We start from the raw sequence: 18836 nt of genomic DNA, 5'->3' as shown, positions 1-18836 counted from the left end.
TTAACCAGTAAATAGTTTACCTTTTTTAAGCTTATCTGTCAAGATTTTTATTACATTTTAAAAAATAAAAGCCAGTATTGCTACTGACTCTTACATCATTTTGATTTAATAGGATAAACTTATGCTTCTGGTTTCGTCGTAACTGACTCACTACCTTTTAACAAAGCAAGTAGTTTCTCTGCTTCTGCCATGATACCATTATTATCCATAGTTTGGAGGTTCAAATTATTTCGTAAACCAGCTAGACTCTCTGCCACATTGTCTTTCAAACTAGCATCGGTTACTGTATCAAGTAGAGCTTCTACTTCTTTGAGTTTGGCTTCTACTTTTTCAGTCTCTACTTGAGGAACTTTAGCCTCATCTGTAGTATCTTCAGCTTCTTCCTCTGTCTCTTCCGTATCAGTGCTTGGTTTATAAAGATTATCTGCTGAAGGATTTAAACCTGCGTGATTCTCTTTTTCATCAGATTCAGGGCGAGTTGGTTCACTTACTTCATCATGTTTCTTATCTTCATCAGATTTACTGTCTTTGTCTGCCTTATTTTTACGAACATGGTCGCTGGCATTTCCCCAACCATTATCTGAGTGAGGACGTTCGTCTGGATGTTCTACATAGTATTTTACAGTTGCAAAGAGATCCTCAAGGCTATAACCCTTAGGTGCCTCATAGAGTCCTTCGTCAAACCAACCAAATTTAATGTTATGGTAATGGTCGTAATGAGGTATAATTAAGCTACCATTTTTAACTTCAACAGTATGTTGTAGATTGTAAGGAATATGATCAAGTGGGACCTTCTTAGCCGCCTTCACTTTATTATAGATTGCTTCTACTCCTTTAACCTCAGTATCTCCTGAACCCTGATTCTCTGTTGAAGGAGGTGTCAAACCTTTCTCTTTAGCATAAGCCTGGGCTGCTACTCTTTCAGCTTCAGACAAGCTCTCTTTCTTAATCCAATGACTATGGGTCATATGCGGAGTTACATAAGCATCTCCCTCATCACTGGTAATATCACGAATGTCAAAGATATACCCATCTTCTGTTGTATACTTACCTGCTAATTTCGCTAATTTAATTTCAACATCTGTATAAGCAATTTGAGCATTTGGTTTTCCGAGACGTTCTGGATGGGTAATTGGTGCTAAGAATGACAATAAATCATCTACCAATTTTCCTTTATTAGAAGATTCATCGTTCAAGCGTTCCGCTAATTTGTCTAAGGCTTGGAAATCAGAAACGCGACCTTTATTTTCAGATAAGGCTTTATGAGCCTTGGCCAATAAATTATATGCTTTATCATAAAATTCTTGGTCACGAGGAGCGACATTTTCTTTCTTCGCAACTAGCGCATGTGTCTCTTGAGTTTTCTTAGACAAGAGATTTTCAATAGTATCAATCTTATCCTTGGCCAAATCTTTAGCAAGAACATAACGACTAACGCCCTTATCCTCTATAATATATCCGTCGCCAACTTTTCTAACAACCTGGTTGACATCAAATTCAGTCGTTTTATTTTCCGCTGGCGCTTGAGGTTTGGTAGTAGGCGCTGGCTTCAGTGGAGTGACGCTTGGCAAAACATTGCCATTTTGTCCCTTGACAGCTATCATACGAGCTAATTTTTCTTCCAAAGGGGACATTTGTGAATAAGGAATAAAGTGATAATGGTCTCCGTGAGGCACAGCGACACCATTAGCTGTACGTTTGATGATTTGTGCCGGATCAAAGACTAAGCCATCCGATTCCACATGGCGTTCTGATAAAGGTTTGGCATACAATTCACTTAAAAGTGTTGGGATATCTTCCCCTTGATTTTGATGATATGTTGGGGTGACAGTCAGGTTTGGAGTCTCTGTCAAACTTGGTTGGGCTGGTTTAGCATTATCACTACTTGGTTTACTTGAACTTGTGGCAGAATGTGAGCCCTGCTTCCCATTCCAATAGGCTTGGGCTGCAGCCAATTCTCCTGCTGACAAATCACTCTTCGGAATATAGTGGAAATGATTGCCGTGCGGTACAACAAAAGCGTCACCTGTATCTTCAATCACATCTGTCGGACTAAAGACATATCCATCATCCGTTGTATAGGCACCTCCAGTTCCTCGATTCGGTGCCTGCGTATTGAGATTAAAGTTTGGTTTAATGGTTGAACTTGGTGTTGAACTTGGTTTCTCAGAACTGCTTTGTTTCGGATTATCAGTATAACTTTGAATTGGCTGACCTCCAATTGGCAGATTTCGAGCCAATTTTTCTTCCAAAGCAGACATTTGTGAATAAGGAATGAAATGGAAGTGATCCCCGTGAGGAACCGCCACACCATTTGCTGTACGTTTTGTAATCTGTGCTGGGTCAAATACTAATCCATCAGACTCCACATGACGTTGGCTAAGTGGCAAAGCGTATAATTCTTGAAGGAGACTAGCTAAATCCTCACTTTGACTTTCAGAATCTGTTGCTGGATTTTGAGGTGTCTCAGATTGACTCGTTCTCACACTAGATCTTGTCTCAGCTCTGCTTGAACGATATTCAACCGTACTTAATTGGCCACCCTTTCCAGATAAGAAGGCTCGAGCTGCAGCTAATTCACTGGCAGACAAGTCACTCTTAGGAATATAGTGGAAATGATTACCATGAGGAACGATATAGGCATCACCCGTGTCTTCTATGATATCAGATGCATTAAAGATATACCCATCATCCGTTGTATAGCGACCTTGAGCTCTGGCTGCAACAACTGCCTGATCGTTAGAGGCATCCCCGTGATTACTACTGTGTTCCTGCTTCTGACGTTTAATCTCTTCTTTTGTCCGAATATTGTCTGCATGAGCCGCATCTTTAAGGTAAACATAGTATTTCCCTTCTACCTTAATCACATAGCCACCCTTGATTTCATTAACAATATCTGAATCCTTCAACTGATAATTCGGATCTTTCATCAGCAGTTCTTCACTGATAATAGCGTCATAAGGAACCTTGCCATTATAGTAATGATAATGATCTCCATGGGAGGTCACATAACCTTGATCCGTAATCTTGATAACGATTTGTTCTGCGTTGATTCCCTCTCTCTTACTAACTTCATCTGGTGTCAAGTTCTCTGCCTTTTGACCAGCCTGATCACCATCTATATAAGCTACTCGATTAGAATCTTTCTTAACTTGACCAGCTTGGTAACGACCAAGTTCATAGGAACAAACACTTAGGGCAAGAACTGCCACTGAACCTGCTAGATATTTTTTATTGATTTTCATAATCTCCTCATTTCAATTCTTCTGCTAGAACACTCATATTTTCTTCTAGATTTTCTAGGTAAGTCTTGTCATTTTGTGGGTCTGCCTCTAAAGGATTCAGAGTTTTAAGCCCCACACCTGTTGATTTGACAAGAGTTTCAGCTACTTTTGAAGAAGCGTTACTTTCTGTAAAAATCGTTTTAACCTTATAGGTCTTAACAAATTCCTGAATTTCTGTTAGTTGTCTTGGACTTGGTTCTTGTTCAGGAGAGATACCTGCAATACCAAGTTGATTGAGTCCAAATCGCTTCGCTAGATAAGAAAAGGCTGTATGTTGTGTTACAAAGGTTTTCTGAGTCGCTTTTTCAAATTTAGGCTGGAATTTCTTAGTCAATTCTTGAGCTTTTTTGATAAAGTCTTGCGCATTTTTTTGATAAGTTTCTTTATGCTCACTATCCACCTCTGAAAGTTTATCAGCGATAATCTGAGCTTCTTCACCAGCTTTTTCAGGATCTAGCCAAGTGTGAGGGTCATAGAGCGTTTTTTCATCAACTCCATCCCCTGCTTCCACATCTTCTAGCCCTGGGACTCGGTCTAAAGTCATTCCCTCTGAAGCCTCTAAAACCTTCACTTTGGATTTTTTTAGATTGGGATCCAGACTTCCTGCCCAAGATTCAAGTGTATGCGAATGGTAAACAAAGACATCCGCGTCATAAATGGCTGCGATATCATTTGCCGAAGGTTCAAAAGAGTGAATGCCACTACTTGACTGAATCATCCGAACATCATTTAAGTCACCAGAAACTTCCTTGACCATAGCATAGATAGGATAAAAACTGGTCACAATTTTCATCCCTTTCCCTGTATGGCTTTCCTTTTGACCACAAGCAGCTAAACACAAAAGGAAAACACTTAACAATACTAAAAATAAACTTTGTTTCTTCATAAACAACCCCTTAACTATTTAATTAACTGGTAAACATTCTACTCCTAAAAATTTAATCTGTCAAGATATTTTTAGAAAAAATTTGAAATTTCTTTCACATATAAAAATCTGCTGAGTTTTAACAACTCAACAGATTCTCACTTTATATACTCAATGAAAATCAAAGAGTAAATTAGGAAGCTAGCCGCAGGCTCAGTACTTGAGTACGGCAAGGCGAAGCTGACGTGGTTTGAAGAGATTTTCGAAGAGTATTATTCTTCTATGGTAGAATGCTTATAACCATAAGTAAAGTAAATGATACTTCCTATCAACAATGCAACTAGGAAAGCAATCCAGGTTTCCATATTATACTGCAACATAAAGGATAAACAAATGATGATTGATAAAATCGGTAATAATGGTACCAGTGGTGTTTTAAATTCTCCAGCTTTGGGCATCCCCTTTTCTCTCCGTAAGCGAATCAAGCCGTAAGCAAGCATAATCAAGTAGGCCAAGGTACAAATGTTTAAGAAGGCTGCGATACTGGCTAGTGGGAACATTCCTGCAGCTACTGCTGAAGCTAGACCTGTCAAGATAGTAGCATTCTTTGGTACCTTGCTAGTCTTCGTTAGTTCTTTAAAGGCGGCAGGCATCAATCCGTCACGCGCTAAACTGTAAATCATACGTGATAGGGCATAGGTCATCGAAATACAAACTGTAATCAAGGTCAAGATAGCCACTAATGACACATAGTTGGCTGCCCAACTAATCCCAACGCTACGAAGAGCAAAGGCAACGGCATCGTCGACATTTAGATGGCTATAATGGACCACACCAGTCAAGACAAGCGTCACCAAGGCATAGAGAATAGTTACGATAGAAAGCGATAAGACAATCCCTCTAGGAATATTTTTTTGAGGAGTCTTGACCTCATCTACAGCCATAGAGATGGATTCGAAGCCTAAAAATCCAAAGAACATTAAGGACGCACCAGCCATAATACCAGTACTAGCACCATAGATTTGTCCAAAACCATAAGGAGCAAAATTGCTCCAATTATCAAGCTTAATATTCCAAATTCCTACTAAAACAAAGAGAGCTAAAGCGGAAAATTTCAAAATAACTAGAATAGAATTAAAGCGTAAGGCTGCTTTAGCATTGAGTAAAACAAGTGAGGTCACCAAGACCAAGACAAGAATAGGCAATAAATCAACGAAGGTCCCTGCTTGAGGATTAAAGGTTCCATTTAAAGCCTGAGGAAGGGCTATCCCGTATTGAGAAAGCAATCCTTTAAAATAAGCTGCCCAACCCGAAGCTACGCCTGATATGGCTGTCATGAACTCCATCATGGTTAACCAACCAGCCAACCAGGCAGGGAATTCTCCTAAAATAGCATAGAGATAACTGTAGGCACCACCTGTAGCGGGTACCCGCGAAGCAAATTCTGCAAAAAAGAGGGCTGATAATCCCACACACAAGGCAGAAATGACTATTGAAATCACTAGTGCTGGACCAGCAAGCGTTGCAGCTGCAGTACCTGTAATTGTAAAGACACCTGTCCCTACCATGGCTCCGATACCCAGCAAAATCAAATCCCATAACTTCAAATGCCTGTGCATCTCCGTTTTATCTAAACTAACATTTTTGGTTCTAAATATATTCATCTTTTTCTCCAAAATAAAATGATGATTCTATTTTACCATAAATATAGGACATTTGTGAATATTTATAAAATAATTTTCTAAAAAAATCTGACTACTCTCTTGTAATCAGATTTTTATCTATTCTAGTTCATTTCTTTAAAAGCTGCTTCTGCATCCGCATTGCTGATAACACCAAATTGAATCTTTCCAATCTTTCCTTGACTATCAATTAGGTATTCTGTAGGAATGCTTCGAATTTGATAAGCTTGGAACGTTGTTGCTTTGGTATCATAAAGTACTGGGATATCTTTATATCCTTGTTCTTGGAACCATTGTGGGAATTGCTCGACAGTTTTTTCACCTTGAATTCCTGGTGCAATGACACTAAGAATTTCAAAATCGCGATCTGATTTTGCAGCCAATTCCATCAACTCGGGCATACTTTTCTTACATGGACCACACCATGAAGCCCAAAACTTCAAATAGACTTTTTTCCCCTTATAATCAGATAACTTGACTTCTTTGCCATCCATGGATTGCAAGGTAAAGTCTGGAGCCTCTTTTCCAACAGCAATTTGTTGTACAGGCGTTTGTTGCTGTTGTTTTGGGGATTGTTCTGGTGCTTGAGTCTTTTTAGTCTCTTCCTCACCACAAGCCATCAATACAACTAGTGACAAGAGGCTTAAGCCAGCAAACATTAGTTTTTTCATCTTTTCTCCTTTATTCAAAAATTCCAGCTAGAACATTTACTTGTCCTAATAGTAACAAAATTCCCATTAAAATAATGAGCAAACCACCAATTTTCTTCAGTAGCATCATATGGCGCTTGATTTTGCCAAAATAAGGCATCACTATTCCTGAAGCTAGAGCCAAGACCAAGAAAGGAATGGCCATCCCCAGAGTGTAAATTAAGGTATAGATCGCTCCTTGCCAAGCACCATTGCCTCCAGAAGCCGCAAGCGCTAAAACAGAACTTAAAACTGGACCAATACAAGGCGTCCAACCAAAGCTAAAGGTAATACCGAGTAAAAAGGCTGACCAATAACGATTGGCTTCTGATTTCTTAAAAGTAAAGCTTTTTTGAACCTCTAATTTCTTAAAATGAAAAATTTCCATCTGGTGAAGGCCTAAAATGATAATAATTGTTCCCATGGTATAGCGAAACCAATTGGCATAGAGAATATTACCAAAGTAACCAGCACCAAAGCCTAAAATAAAGAAAATGAGAGAGATACCTGCGATAAAGCAAAGAGTTCGAATCAAGCCAGACCAGGCAACTTTTCTACCAAATAAAGAAAAGCTTTTTGCACTTTCCTGATCATCCAGCAAAATTCCAGTATAAACAGGTAACAGAGGAAAAATGCAAGGGGAAAAGAAGGACAAGATCCCTGCTAAAAAAACGGAGATTGAAAATACTATCGTTTCCAATAAAAAACCAACTTTCTTAATAATTCTAATCCTATTTTACTATAATCAATTTCATTTGTATGATTTCTGCTACGCAATTTGAATTAGTCTGTACTTGAAATATTTTCCGGTACTAGTTCATTCAGATTCTGGCCCTTTTTTGCCTCCTATACACAAAAAAAGCCTACTGCCCAAGCTAGAAAGCTTGATACAATAGGCTTTTGGAAGGTTGATTATTTAACAGCGTCTTTAAGAGCTTTACCAGCTTTGAATGCTGGAACTTTAGAAGCTGCAATTTTGATTTCTTTACCAGTTTGTGGGTTGCGACCTTTACGTGCAGCACGCTCACGAACTTCAAAGTTACCAAAACCAATCAATTGAACTTTTTCACCAGCTGCAAGGTACTCAGTTACTGCTGCGAATACAGCTTCAACTGCTGCTGCTGAGTCTTTCTTAGTCAATTCTGTAGCTTCTGCTACTTTAGCGATCAAATCTTGTTTGTTTGCCATGTTAATGATTCCTCCAATTTTATTTCTAATTAACAAATATAATCATATCCTAAAATCCCTTTTAGGTCAAGTTAAAAACGCTATTTCTTCCCATTTTATTTATTTTTTTAGGAGTTGTAACGTACTAAAACAGCCCAAGCATTCTCACCCGTGTGAGTTTGAATAATAGAGCCCGTTTCCAAAACTGAAATAGGCTTTTCAACATAAGCTTGTAAGCTTTCTTTCATCTCTTTTGCCCAATCAGCACTACCAGAATATGAAATTCCAATCTCTGCTACAGAACGTTCAGAGAGCGATGTTATCAGTTCATCCAACCATTTTTTAAAAGTTTTAGCTCCACGACCTTTAACTATTGGCTGCAATTCATGGTCCTTCATCTGCATGACAACACGTATATTGAGAAGTGAGCTCAACAATCCAGTTACACGCCCAATTCGTCCACCTTTAACAAGGTTTTCCAAAGTCGAAACGCCAATATAGAGTTCTGTGTGGTTTTTAACCTCTTCTACATGAGATAAGATTTCCTCCAACTCTTTGCCTTCTTGCGCTAATTTTGCAGCCTCAACAACTTGGAATTTCAAGGCTTGGTCAGTGAAGGAACTATCAATAACTGTTACATCGGCAGTAGATAAGCTAGCACCTTGACGTGCCGCTTCTACAGTGCCAGAAAGGGCGTGAGACATATGAATAGCAAGAATCTGGCTACCATCTTTGCATAGGTCTTCAAAAACTTCAGCAAAGACACCTACAGGTGGCTGACTTGTTTTTGGAAGATTCTTACTTTCTTGCATCAACTGAAGAAATTTACCTTCTTCTTTCAAATCCGCATCAGAATAAACAACATTATCAATCATTACAGATAACGGAACAACAGTGATATCTAATTGTTTTACTAGTTCAGGTTCAATAGTAACAGATGAATCGGTTACAATCTTAATTTTTGTCATAGTATCAATCTTTCTATTTTAGGATTCAGATTGGTTTTCTTACTTTTAATTATATCAAAAAAAGATTAAAAATCCTAATGGAGTCATTCAAATTTTCCTTAAAAATTTGATATAATCTACTTATAAGAAAAGAGGTCCCTATGATTAAAAAAATTTATCCCATTTTAACCATTTTACTAGGTGCTGCTATCTATGCTTTTGGTCTAACTTATTTTGTAGTTCCTCATCATCTCTTTGAGGGAGGGGCGACAGGTATTACCCTCATCACCTTTTATCTTTTTAAAATCCCTGTTTCTCTCATGAACCTGCTGATTAATATTCCCCTTTTCATCCTAGCTTGGAAGATTTTTGGAGCAAAGTCCCTCTATTCTAGTTTACTAGGAACCTTAGCCTTGTCCGCCTGGTTGGCCTTTTTTGAACGTATTCCCCTTCATATTGATCTTCAAGGTGATTTACTAATCACTGCCCTTATAGCTGGGATTCTATTGGGAATTGGTCTTGGAATTATCTTTAATGCTGGAGGTACAACTGGTGGTACTGATATTGTAGCTCGTATTCTCAACAAGTACACTCATATATCAATGGGAAAACTGCTCTTTATCTTAGATTTTTGTATTCTCATGCTCATTCTCCTAATCTTCAAGGACTTGAGATTGGTTTCCTACACGCTCTTATTTGATTTTATCGTTTCGCGTGTCATTGATTTGATTGGCGAAGGTGGCTACGCAGGTAAAGGATTTATGATTATTACCAAACGTCCTGACCAACTTGCTAAGGCGATTAATGATGACCTAGGTAGAGGCGTTACTTTCATCTCAGGTCAAGGTTATTATAGTCAAGAAGATTTAAAAATCATTTACTGTATTGTCGGAAGAAATGAAATTGTGAAAATGAAGGAAATGATTCATCGAATTGATCCTCAAGCCTTTATAACTATTACAGAAGCTCACGAAATCCTTGGAGAAGGATTTACCTTTGAAAAAGAATAAAAAGAGGTCTTGTAGTGACCTCAAAAGTTAGACTACATCATCTATCTTTTGGGTTACAGACAACCTCTTTTTTAATTACCCAAACTCTTAAGACCAATTTCGAGCTACTTCTTCATCAGCCTTTAACTGATCCACTAATTGGTCAACTGAGTCAAATTTGGTCATATCTCGAATACGATCAAGCCAATAAACCATGACGGTTTCCCCATAAATATCTTGATTAAAATCAAAAATATTGACTTCAAAACGTGCTTCTTCTCCATCAAAGGTCACATTTTTTCCAACACTAGCCATAGCACGATACTTTTGTCTTTGAATCTCAACATCAACAACATAAACGCCATCTACTGGCATATAAGTACGGTCTAAAAGCACCAAATTAGCTGTTGGATAACCAATCGTACGACCACGAGCGTTACCATGAACCACCATACCTCTGGATGGAAGCGGTGCCCCCAAAAGTTCTCCTGCTTCTTTCACGTTTCCATCTAAAATAGCTTGACGGATACGAGTTGAACTAATCTTTCCTTTCTCATCTTCTACAGGTGGAACAATGATAACTTCTCCATCAAAGTAATTCTTTAAATCTTCTGCCGTTTTTTTGTCAGAACCAAATGTATAATCAAAACCTGCAACAATAATTTTAGCATTCATAGCCTTAATATAAGTCGCAAAAAATTCTTCTGCGGTGAGACTAGCAAATTGACTACTAAAATCAAGGAGATATAATTCTTCTACACCTTCACGCTTTAATTTTCTTTCACGCTCAGCAGGATTCAAAATATGCAAAAATAGGTCAGGATGATAAGGCTCTAAAGCAATCTTTGGAGATTCATTAAAGGTCATAACTACGATAGGTAATAAATCCTTTCTCGCAACCTTGTTGGCAACACGAAATAGTTCTTGATGCCCCTTGTGTATACCATCAAAATAGCCGAGAACAACGACTGAATCAGATGGTGTGCCAATATCTTTATGGTTTTTTATAGGAATAGTAATAATCATAAAATAATTATATCATAGTGATAGCTATTTCTGGAACAGAAAATCTGAAATGTCGTTTTTTTAACCTGAAGTGTAGCATTTTAGAAGAATTTTGGTTTTAAAATCAACATAACGTACAAGAGATTGACGTAAGAATCTTGAAATCAGAAAAACGCATCACATCAGCCCTTAAAACTTGATATAATGCGCTTTATTATGAAAAGTTCTAGTAAATTCTTTATAAAATCAACTTCTAGTAGTCTTTTCACTTTTTACTAATAAGTTCCTTCTTCACCTTGGCTAGTCAAGATAACAGGTCCGTCTTTCGTAATCACGAATTGGTGTTCATATTGACAAGATAGGCCACCGTCAATAGTCTTATGCGCCCAACCAGTCTTCATATCTGTATCAATTTCCCAGTCACCTGTGTTGATCATTGGTTCAATGGTCAAGACCATTCCTTCACGTAGACGAAGCCCACGACCAGCAATACCGTAGTTAGGAACCATTGGTTCTTCGTGCATAGTTGGGCCAACACCATGACCAACCAAATCACGCACTACACCGTAACCACGACTTTCAGCGTATTCTTGAATGGCTGCACCAATATCACCGATACGATTTCCAACAACAGCTTGCTCAATCCCCTTATACATGGCTTCTTTAGTTACATCCATCAAGTTTTTCACTTCTTCGGACGGTGTACCAACGGCATAAGCCCAACATGAGTCTGCTAGACCACCAGAATAGCTCTGAGTATATTTCTTCATTTGCTCAACATTGTTGAAGTTTAATTTTGAGACATTCAGGTCAGATTTAGCAATTGGGCCTCCCAAAACCATGTCAACCTTGAGCAAATCACCATCTTTCAAGATATAGTGACGAGGGAAAGCGTGAGCTACTTCATCGTTAAGGGAGCAACAGGTAGCATAAGGATAGTCCATCATGGCACCGTCAACTCCAATCTGAAGTGGAAGGAAATTTTCTTCTTTACAACGACGGCGAACGTATTCTTCAACTTCCCACATATCTACGCCAGGCTTAATCAAATCACGCAAGCCAATATGGATACTTGCTAAAAAATCACCAGCCTTGTCCATAGCTTCGATTTCACGAGCTGATTTTAATGTTATCATCTTTTCTCCTAGTTTCTAATTAATTTTAACAGTCACATTTGCTTTTGAAACAATCTGATGACCGTGATAAATATCGTAATCAATAATAGCTGATCGTCTAGTATGATGGATGATGCGTGCTTGAATGCGCAATATATCATCTATCTGAACAGCCTGCAAAAAGTAGATTAGCATCTGCTCAATAATAAGATTTCGACCACTATTCACAACTAAATCTTGAGTCATGTGGGTCAGAATTTCTGCCAATACACCATTAGCCAAAACACCATTCTTCTCTAGCATAAAGGGTTCCACTGTAATCACTACTTCATCATGGTGATAAGAAAGTTTTTGACCAATCTGCTCAGAAAAAGTTGGTAGAGCAGAAACTTGGGAACGACTCATCTTCTCCATGACATCTCGTCGTGTTACAACTCCAAGCAAGGTTTGATTATTCCGAACAACCGGTACCATTTCAAAGTCTTCCGCAATCATCCGTTGACTCACATTGGCAATATTTGTCGATAATCCAACCAAAAATAGACTACGAGACATGACCTTATCAATTGTCGTACTTGGTGACTTATCACCCGCATCTCTCATAGTAACAACTCCAACAACAACCTGATGTTGATTAATAACAGGGAAACGGCTGCTACGATTCTTACGAACTAAGTCCAAATAATCTTTGACTGTGTCGGTTTCTCTCAGAAAACCATACTCATGACTTGGGCGATAAAGTTTCTCAACTGTCAGAATATCAGTCTTGATTTGTACATTTGACAGGGCTTTATTGATCATGGTCGCAATGGTAAAAGTGTCATTCTTACTTCTCAGAACTGGGATTCCTTTTTGATTGGCCAGTTTAAGCACATCATCATGAACCTGAAATCCACCTGTAACCAGAACTGCATTTTCATTTTCCAGCGCTAGTAATTGGATACGAGTACGATCTCCGACAATCAGGAGCCCACCATCGTGAAGGTAAGATAAGATATTTTGCTCAGTCATGGCACCAATTGAAAACTTACTAAATTCTCTCTCTAAACCTTCTTGCCCAGCCAAAACCTCAGAAGAAGTCACTTCTGCAATTTCAGCAAATGTTAATCTCTCTATAGCAACTTTCTGAGATTTGACTCGGATAGTACCACTTCTTGGGCGAGTCTCTACAATTCCACGATTTTCAGCTTCTTTAATGGCCCGATAGGCCGTTCCATCACTGACTCCCAGATGGTTTGAAATGCTACGAACACTGACCCTTTTACCTACTGGTAATTCCTCCAAATAGCTTAGAATTTCCTGATGTTTACTCATTGAATTCTCCTTTTACATACCGAAATTCAAGATAATCCCGCATTTTTCTTGTGTAGCGATCACTTCCCTTAAACTGACGGAACAAACGAAATCCAGCCTTAAGAGCAACTCGTTGACTGGCTTCATTTTCGAGATGGGTTATAATAGATAATTGTTTTAAACCAAATTCCTCAAAAGAAAGCTGACAAAGTTTTTTAACAACTTCTGTCATAAAACCTTGAGACCAAGCATCTTTTCTCAAAAAATAGCCAAGCTCAGCTTCTTTTTTGATTTCATCTAACTTCTCAAATTTAATAGAACCAATCATCTGTTGATTTTTCTGGTCACAAATTGCCCACACTCCCAAAGGGGACTTCATAAAGTAATTGGCCAGTGCATATTGACTTTCTTCCAGACTTGCCTGAGTTGGGAAAATAAATTGTAAATTTTCAGGATCTGAGGCTATCTCATGGAAGTCCTGACTATCACTAAAAAAGAAAGGACGCAAATACAAGCGATCCGTTTCAAAAAAAGAAAACATTGCTAATTTGGTCCAAATATTCATAAACACCTCTACGGTTTATTCTTCAACAAGTGTAATATCCGCTCCTAGATTACGTAATTTTTCAATAATATCTGAATAACCACGTAAGATGAACTCAATATTTGTAATTTCAGTTTTGCCTTCAGCCATTAAACCAGCAATGACAAGTGCGGCCCCAGCTCTAAGGTCAGTAGCTTTTACATTTGCACCACGTAAACTACGGCCACCAGTATATAAAATATGGTCGTTTGTAGTCGTAATATCTGCGTCCATCTTTGCTAGTTCAAAAACATGGTTTACTCGTTTTTCATAAATGGTATCAATAATGGTACCACGCCCCTCTGCTGTTAATAGAAGAGGAGTAATTGGTTGTTGCAAGTCAGTAGCAAAACCAGGATAAGGAGCTGTCTTAATATTGATTGCTTTCAAATTAGACTGTTCTTCGACAAAAATACTGTCCTCCGATACAGTCATTCTCACTCCCATTTCTTCCAACTTAGCGATGAATCCTTCTAAGTGTTCATAAAGAACATTATTAATACGAATTCCCTTACCGACTGCAGCAGCTAAAGAAATATATGTTCCTGCTTCAATACGGTCTGGAATCACCTGATGACGGGTTCCGTGTAATCTGTCAACACCATCAATAATGATAATATTGGTTCCAGCACCACGGATATGAGCACCCATATTATTTAAGAGAGTGGCAACATCAATAATCTCAGGTTCTCGGGCTGCATTTTCAATAATAGTACGACCATTTGCTTTAACCGCAGCAATCATCGTATTAATCGTCGCACCGACACTAACCGTATCCATGTAAATACTTGCGCCGTGAAGTCCTGTATCTTTAGCAGATAACTTCATGTTATCACCCTCGTAGCTAACAGTAGCTCCCATAGCTTCAAAAGCCTTAAGATGTAGATCAATAGGGCGAGGTCCCAAATCACATCCACCAGGTAAACCAACAGTAGCTTCACCAAAGCGACCTAAAAGACTTCCATAAAAATAATAAGATGCACGAAGACTATTGATTTTCCCATAAGGCATTGGAATATTTTGAACACCTCTTGGATCAATCTCTAACACATCGTCATAACGCTTAACAGTAGCCCCCATTAACTCCATAATTTCGACAAGACTAGCAACATCGGAAATATCTGGAACACAATCCAAAGTCACCACATCATCTGCCAAAATAATAGCTGGAATCAAAGCTACTACACTATTTTTTGCGCCACTAATGGTAATCTCACCTTGCAGAGGCAAGCCACCATTGATAACAATTTTTCTCATTTTAAATTTTTTATACTCTTTCAAAATTTCTAAAAAGGTCCTACGTTAAAGTATATCATAAATTCACCCTTTTTTCCATCATTTTCAATTATATTAGCTGAATCGTATTTATTAGTAAATGAGCTGTCTTGAAATGTTTTGCCCCCTAAATACAAAAATAGCCCTTCGGATAAAATCCGAGGGGCTAGAAACGTTGTTAAATCAACGGCCGAACTTTTGAATTTCAAGGTTCGGGATAAAATAGTTCACTGGACTATTTTATTTTTTAAGGTTGTAGAATGATTTCAATCCACGGTATTCTGCTACTTCACCAAGTTGGTCTTCGATGCGAAGCAATTGGTTATATTTAGCGATACGGTCTGTACGTGAAAGTGAACCAGTCTTGATTTGTCCTGCGTTAGTTGCAACTGCGATGTCAGCGATTGTTGAATCTTCAGTTTCACCTGAACGGTGTGATACAACGGCAGTGTAACCAGCTTCTTTCGCCATTTCGATAGCGTCGAATGTTTCAGTAAGAGTACCGATTTGGTTAACTTTGATAAGGATTGAGTTAGCAGCACCTTCTGCAATACCTTTTTCAAGGTAAGAAGTATTTGTTACGAAGAAGTCGTCACCAACCAATTGAACTTTGCCACCAAGACGTTCAGTAAGAGCTTTCCAACCGTCCCAGTCGTTTTCATCCATACCATCTTCGATAGTGATGATTGGGTATTTGTTTACCAATTCTTCAAGGTAGTCGATTTGTTCTGCAGCAGTACGTACAGCTGCTCCTTCACCTTCAAATTTAGTGTAGTCGTAAACTTTACGTTCTTTATCGTAGAATTCTGATGAAGCACAGTCAAATCCGATAAATACGTCTTTACCTGGAACATATCCAGCAGCTTCGATAGCAGCAAGGATAGTTTCAACTCCATCTTCAGTTCCTTCAAAACGAGGAGCGAATCCACCTTCGTCACCTACGGCTGTTTCAAGACCACGAGATTTAAGGATTTTCTTAAGAGCGTGGAAGATTTCAGCACCCCAACGAAGAGCTTCTTTGAATGATGGCGCACCAGCAGGTACGATCATGAACTCTTGGAAAGCAATTGGAGCGTCAGAGTGAGAACCACCGTTGATGATGTTCATCATTGGAGTTGGAAGAACTTTAGTGTTGAATCCACCAAGGTAGCTGTAAAGTGGGATTTCAAGGTAGTCAGCAGCAGCACGAGCTACAGCGATAGACACACCAAGGATTGCGTTAGCACCCAATTTACCTTTGTTAGGAGTACCGTCAAGAGCGATCATAGCACGGTCGATAGCTTGTTGGTCACGTACATCGTAGCCGATGATAGCTTCAGCAATGATGTTGTTTACGTTGTCAACAGCTTTTTGTGTACCAAGACCACCGTAACGAGATTTGTCACCGTCGCGAAGTTCAACTGCTTCGTGTTCACCAGTAGAAGCTCCTGATGGAACCATACCACGTCCGAAAGCACCTGATTCAGTATAAACTTCTACTTCAAGTGTTGGGTTACCGCGTGAGTCTAGGACTTCGCGAGCGTAAACATCAGTAATAATTGACATTTTTTACTCTCCTTATGAGTTAAATTTTTTACACCTCTATAATACCTTAAAACCCCTCCTTTTTCAAGAAAAAACGTTATCTTTGTGCAAATTTTCCTTAACTTTATAAAGTAATCGCTTTCTTTTATCTGTTTTATTCTAACTTTTATGATATACTGTTTTCATGACAGATTTATCAAAACAATTACTTGAAAAAGCTCATGGTGGCTCAAAATTAAATCCAGATGAGCAAAGACGCTATCTTGGCACTTTTGAGGAAAGAGTTCTTGGATATGCAGATATTGACACAGCAAATAGCCCTCAGTTAGAAAAAGGCTTTTTATCTATTTTAGAAAACCTTCAGCAAAAAGCAGAACCACTATTTGTGAAGATTTCACCAACTATCGAATTTGACAAACAAGTTTTCTACTTAAAAGAAGCAAAAGAAACTGATAGTCAAGCTACCATTGTATCTGAAAAGCATACTTCTTCTCCTTTTGGCCTTATTATCCACACCAATGCACCAGTTCAAGTAGAAGAAAAGAACCTTCGACTTGCTTTTGCAAAACTTTGGGAAGTTAAAAAGGAAGAACCAGCCAAAACATCCATCTGGAAGAAATGGTTTGGCTAAATCTTGCGCATATTTAATAAATGCCCTACATTAGCAGCCGTGTGCTCCAAATAGAGACTGGCATTTTTCAAACTCTCTTCTAGAGGTTCACTTTTCTCCAAAATAGAAAAGGCAGCTTGGATATTTTCAAATGGTAGGGAAGGTAAATCTTCAGCGAGACTACCGCAAATAGCAATAACAGGAACTCCGACAGGGGTTCTTTTTGCTACGCCTATAGGCGCTTTCCCAGCAAAGCTTTGACAATCTAGTCTTCCTTCTCCAACAATAACCAAGTCAGCATTTGAAACTTTCTTATCAAAGTTGATTAGGTTCAAGCAGGTATCAATTCCCGACACGATATTTGCCTGAGCAAAGGCACACAAACCGCCAGCAATGCCTCCACCAGCTCCTGCTCCTTTAATTTCCAATGTTGCAGGTGAGACTTTTTCATAAAAATCTTGGATTGCCTGATCTACGGCATCAAACATAGTAGGATCTAGGCCTTTTTGTTTGCCAAAAATATAGGTCGCACCTTGAGGACCACATAAGGGACTCACGACATCTGCTAAAATACGAATTTGAACATCTTCAGAAATTTCATAGCGATTTTCTGTTGAAACAGAAGCTAATTTTAGTAAGGATTGACCGCAAGCCGGCAAGACATTTCCATCCTTATCATAGAATTGATACCCCAATCCAGCAGCAATACCAATACCGCCATCATTACTGGCCGTACCACCAACGCCGATATAGATTTCTTTAATCCCTTGAGCAATGAGATGACGAATCAACTCTCCAATACCACGAGTTTGTATTTGAAGTGGATTTCGTTTCTCTAGCGGAATTTTTCCAAGGCCAACCAAGTCGGCAACTTCAAATAATGCCAGTTGACTTTTTTGAAAATAGCGCATGGCTTCTTTTTGTCCAAAAGGTCCTGTCACTTGGATCCATTTTTCTTCTAGGTCAAGAGAATGTCGGATAGCATCTACAGTACCTTCTCCCCCATCACCAACAGGGCAGAGGAGACATTCTACATCTGCTATCGATTGTTGGAAGCCTCTTTTTATTGCTTCAGCTACTTGTTGAGCGGACAAGCTTTCCTTAAATGAATCTGGTGCAATTACAATCTTCATATTTTCCCTCATTCTAAACAGTCAATCAAAGGAAGAACTTCTAAAAAATCCCTCTTGTCAACATGATTCGGTATTTCTTTTTTGAGTACTTCTTTGCCACAAAAGGCGATTCCCAATCCTGCCGACTTCAACATAAATAGATCATTGGCCCCGTCACCGATTGCAATCGTTCTTTCTTTAGAAAGTTTTAGTTCCTTTCTCCATTGTTCCAGAGTCTCTTTTTTAACCTCGGGACTAATAATTTGTCCAACTAATTTCCCTGTTAGAAAGCCACCTTTGACTTCTAGTTGGTTGGCAGAGAAACAGGCAATTCCAAGAGATTTTGCTAATCTCTCAACTATTGGAGTAAATCCACCGGACACCAGACCAACTAGGATGCCGTTCTTTTGGAGAATGGAAATGAATTCCTGGGCATTTGGCGTTAGATGAATAGAGTTGAAGACTTTATCAAAGGCCGAAATAGGAAGACCTTCCAAGAAGGACACTCTGTCTCGTAAACTTCTTTCAAAGTCTAACTCTCCTCGCATTGCCCGACTTGTAATCAGCGAAATTTCCTCCTCACAGCCTGCCTCTCTTCCCAACAAATCAATCACTTCTTCTAGAATTAAGGTTCCATCAACATCCATGACACACAAACCTTTTACTTGAGACATCAGTTCTCCTCTCTAAACAGCC

Annotated in this window: 17 protein-coding genes; 2 read left to right on the top strand and 15 right to left on the bottom strand. The window is 38.8% G+C overall.

Features of this window, described 5'->3' with window-relative positions; genetic code table 11:
* Positions 1-119: 119 nt before the first annotated feature.
* The 7 genes from JQ843_RS06365 to JQ843_RS06335 form a co-directional block, all read right to left on the bottom strand.
* A complete protein-coding gene (locus JQ843_RS06365; RefSeq protein ID WP_203213183.1) occupies positions 120-3245 on the bottom strand; it encodes a pneumococcal-type histidine triad protein in 3126 nt (1041 codons plus the stop codon).
* Positions 3246-3252: 7 nt separating this feature from the next.
* Positions 3253-4170 (bottom strand): zinc-binding lipoprotein AdcAII, encoded by a 918-nt coding sequence (gene adcAII, locus JQ843_RS06360; RefSeq protein ID WP_203213182.1) that lies wholly within the window; start codon positions 4168-4170, stop codon positions 3253-3255.
* Positions 4171-4421: 251 nt separating this feature from the next.
* Positions 4422-5813 carry an APC family permease gene (locus JQ843_RS06355; protein WP_203213181.1) on the bottom strand — a complete coding sequence of 464 codons (1392 nt, stop codon included), beginning with the start codon at positions 5811-5813 and terminating at the stop codon, positions 4422-4424.
* A gap of 122 nt (positions 5814-5935) precedes the next feature.
* A complete protein-coding gene (sdbB, locus tag JQ843_RS06350; protein WP_203213180.1) occupies positions 5936-6502 on the bottom strand; it encodes a thiol-disulfide oxidoreductase-associated lipoprotein SdbB in 567 nt (188 codons plus the stop codon).
* Positions 6503-6512: 10 nt separating this feature from the next.
* Positions 6513-7220: a thiol-disulfide oxidoreductase-associated membrane protein CcdA2 gene (ccdA2, locus tag JQ843_RS06345; RefSeq protein WP_203213179.1), complete on the bottom strand. Its 708-nt coding sequence runs from the start codon at positions 7218-7220 to the stop codon at positions 6513-6515.
* A gap of 212 nt (positions 7221-7432) precedes the next feature.
* A complete protein-coding gene (locus JQ843_RS06340) occupies positions 7433-7708 on the bottom strand; it encodes an HU family DNA-binding protein (RefSeq protein WP_001284640.1) in 276 nt (91 codons plus the stop codon).
* Between the two features lie 107 nt (positions 7709-7815).
* Entirely contained in the window at positions 7816-8655 is an 840-nt protein-coding gene (locus JQ843_RS06335) for a DegV family protein (RefSeq protein WP_000161409.1), read from the bottom strand.
* Between the two features lie 140 nt (positions 8656-8795).
* Here JQ843_RS06335 and JQ843_RS06330 point away from each other — a divergent pair, with 140 nt between their 5' ends.
* Positions 8796-9644 carry a YitT family protein gene (locus JQ843_RS06330; RefSeq protein WP_000592066.1) on the top strand — a complete coding sequence of 283 codons (849 nt, stop codon included), beginning with the start codon at positions 8796-8798 and terminating at the stop codon, positions 9642-9644.
* 87 nt (positions 9645-9731) lie between these two features.
* Here JQ843_RS06330 and JQ843_RS06325 read toward each other — a convergent pair whose 3' ends face one another.
* The 6 genes from JQ843_RS06325 to eno all read right to left on the bottom strand — a co-directional run bounded on the left by JQ843_RS06325 (position 9732) and on the right by eno (position 16439).
* Positions 9732-10649 carry a bifunctional riboflavin kinase/FAD synthetase gene (locus JQ843_RS06325; RefSeq protein ID WP_203213178.1) on the bottom strand — a complete coding sequence of 306 codons (918 nt, stop codon included), beginning with the start codon at positions 10647-10649 and terminating at the stop codon, positions 9732-9734.
* A 254-nt stretch (positions 10650-10903) separates the two neighbouring features.
* Complete coding sequence (locus JQ843_RS06320) at positions 10904-11764, bottom strand: methionyl aminopeptidase (RefSeq protein ID WP_000631543.1); 861 nt, start codon at positions 11762-11764, stop codon at positions 10904-10906.
* 15 nt (positions 11765-11779) lie between these two features.
* Positions 11780-13057: a CBS-HotDog domain-containing transcription factor SpxR gene (gene spxR / locus JQ843_RS06315; RefSeq protein WP_045606875.1), complete on the bottom strand. Its 1278-nt coding sequence runs from the start codon at positions 13055-13057 to the stop codon at positions 11780-11782.
* Positions 13050-13601 carry a GNAT family N-acetyltransferase gene (locus tag JQ843_RS06310; RefSeq protein WP_024056827.1) on the bottom strand — a complete coding sequence of 184 codons (552 nt, stop codon included), beginning with the start codon at positions 13599-13601 and terminating at the stop codon, positions 13050-13052. The genes spxR and JQ843_RS06310 overlap by 8 nt, the downstream gene beginning before the upstream one ends.
* 15 nt (positions 13602-13616) lie before the next feature.
* A complete protein-coding gene (locus JQ843_RS06305; protein ID WP_049491775.1) occupies positions 13617-14876 on the bottom strand; it encodes a UDP-N-acetylglucosamine 1-carboxyvinyltransferase in 1260 nt (419 codons plus the stop codon).
* Positions 14877-15134: 258 nt separating this feature from the next.
* Complete coding sequence (eno, locus tag JQ843_RS06300; protein ID WP_000022821.1) at positions 15135-16439, bottom strand: surface-displayed alpha-enolase; 1305 nt, start codon at positions 16437-16439, stop codon at positions 15135-15137.
* A 163-nt stretch (positions 16440-16602) separates the two neighbouring features.
* Between eno and JQ843_RS06295 the strand changes: the two genes are divergently transcribed.
* Complete coding sequence (locus tag JQ843_RS06295; protein WP_203213177.1) at positions 16603-17049, top strand: DUF1694 domain-containing protein; 447 nt, start codon at positions 16603-16605, stop codon at positions 17047-17049.
* Here JQ843_RS06295 and JQ843_RS06290 read toward each other — a convergent pair.
* Entirely contained in the window at positions 17046-18161 is a 1116-nt protein-coding gene (locus JQ843_RS06290; RefSeq protein WP_203213176.1) for a glycerate kinase, read from the bottom strand. The genes JQ843_RS06295 and JQ843_RS06290 overlap by 4 nt on opposite strands.
* An 8-nt stretch (positions 18162-18169) precedes the next feature.
* On the bottom strand, positions 18170-18814 hold the full coding sequence (gene serB, locus JQ843_RS06285) for a phosphoserine phosphatase SerB (RefSeq protein WP_125443194.1): 645 nt from the start codon (positions 18812-18814) through the stop codon (positions 18170-18172).
* Positions 18815-18836 lie beyond the last annotated feature (22 nt).

This window comes from Streptococcus mitis (genome assembly GCF_905187495.1).
GTDB classification, from domain to species: domain Bacteria; phylum Bacillota; class Bacilli; order Lactobacillales; family Streptococcaceae; genus Streptococcus; species Streptococcus mitis_CU.
Note: the sequence above shows the minus strand (reverse complement) of the source record. Positions and strands in the feature narration are given on the sequence as shown.

Coding starts and splice junctions, on each gene's coding strand:
- JQ843_RS06290 (WP_203213176.1), bottom strand. CDS start 18,161: ATGAAGATTGTAATTGCACCAGATTCATTTAAGGAAAGCTTGTCCGCT.
- JQ843_RS06305 (WP_049491775.1), bottom strand. CDS start 14,876: ATGAGAAAAATTGTTATCAATGGTGGCTTGCCTCTGCAAGGTGAGATT.
- JQ843_RS06325 (WP_203213178.1), bottom strand. CDS start 10,649: ATGATTATTACTATTCCTATAAAAAACCATAAAGATATTGGCACACCA.
- sdbB (WP_203213180.1), bottom strand. CDS start 6,502: ATGAAAAAACTAATGTTTGCTGGCTTAAGCCTCTTGTCACTAGTTGTA.
- eno (WP_000022821.1), bottom strand. CDS start 16,439: ATGTCAATTATTACTGATGTTTACGCTCGCGAAGTCCTAGACTCACGC.
- adcAII (WP_203213182.1), bottom strand. CDS start 4,170: ATGAAGAAACAAAGTTTATTTTTAGTATTGTTAAGTGTTTTCCTTTTG.
- JQ843_RS06295 (WP_203213177.1), top strand. CDS start 16,603: ATGACAGATTTATCAAAACAATTACTTGAAAAAGCTCATGGTGGCTCA.
- JQ843_RS06340 (WP_001284640.1), bottom strand. CDS start 7,708: ATGGCAAACAAACAAGATTTGATCGCTAAAGTAGCAGAAGCTACAGAA.
- JQ843_RS06365 (WP_203213183.1), bottom strand. CDS start 3,245: ATGAAAATCAATAAAAAATATCTAGCAGGTTCAGTGGCAGTTCTTGCC.
- JQ843_RS06335 (WP_000161409.1), bottom strand. CDS start 8,655: ATGACAAAAATTAAGATTGTAACCGATTCATCTGTTACTATTGAACCT.
- JQ843_RS06310 (WP_024056827.1), bottom strand. CDS start 13,601: ATGAATATTTGGACCAAATTAGCAATGTTTTCTTTTTTTGAAACGGAT.
- spxR (WP_045606875.1), bottom strand. CDS start 13,057: ATGAGTAAACATCAGGAAATTCTAAGCTATTTGGAGGAATTACCAGTA.
- JQ843_RS06320 (WP_000631543.1), bottom strand. CDS start 11,764: ATGATAACATTAAAATCAGCTCGTGAAATCGAAGCTATGGACAAGGCT.
- JQ843_RS06330 (WP_000592066.1), top strand. CDS start 8,796: ATGATTAAAAAAATTTATCCCATTTTAACCATTTTACTAGGTGCTGCT.
- JQ843_RS06355 (WP_203213181.1), bottom strand. CDS start 5,813: ATGAATATATTTAGAACCAAAAATGTTAGTTTAGATAAAACGGAGATG.
- serB (WP_125443194.1), bottom strand. CDS start 18,814: ATGTCTCAAGTAAAAGGTTTGTGTGTCATGGATGTTGATGGAACCTTA.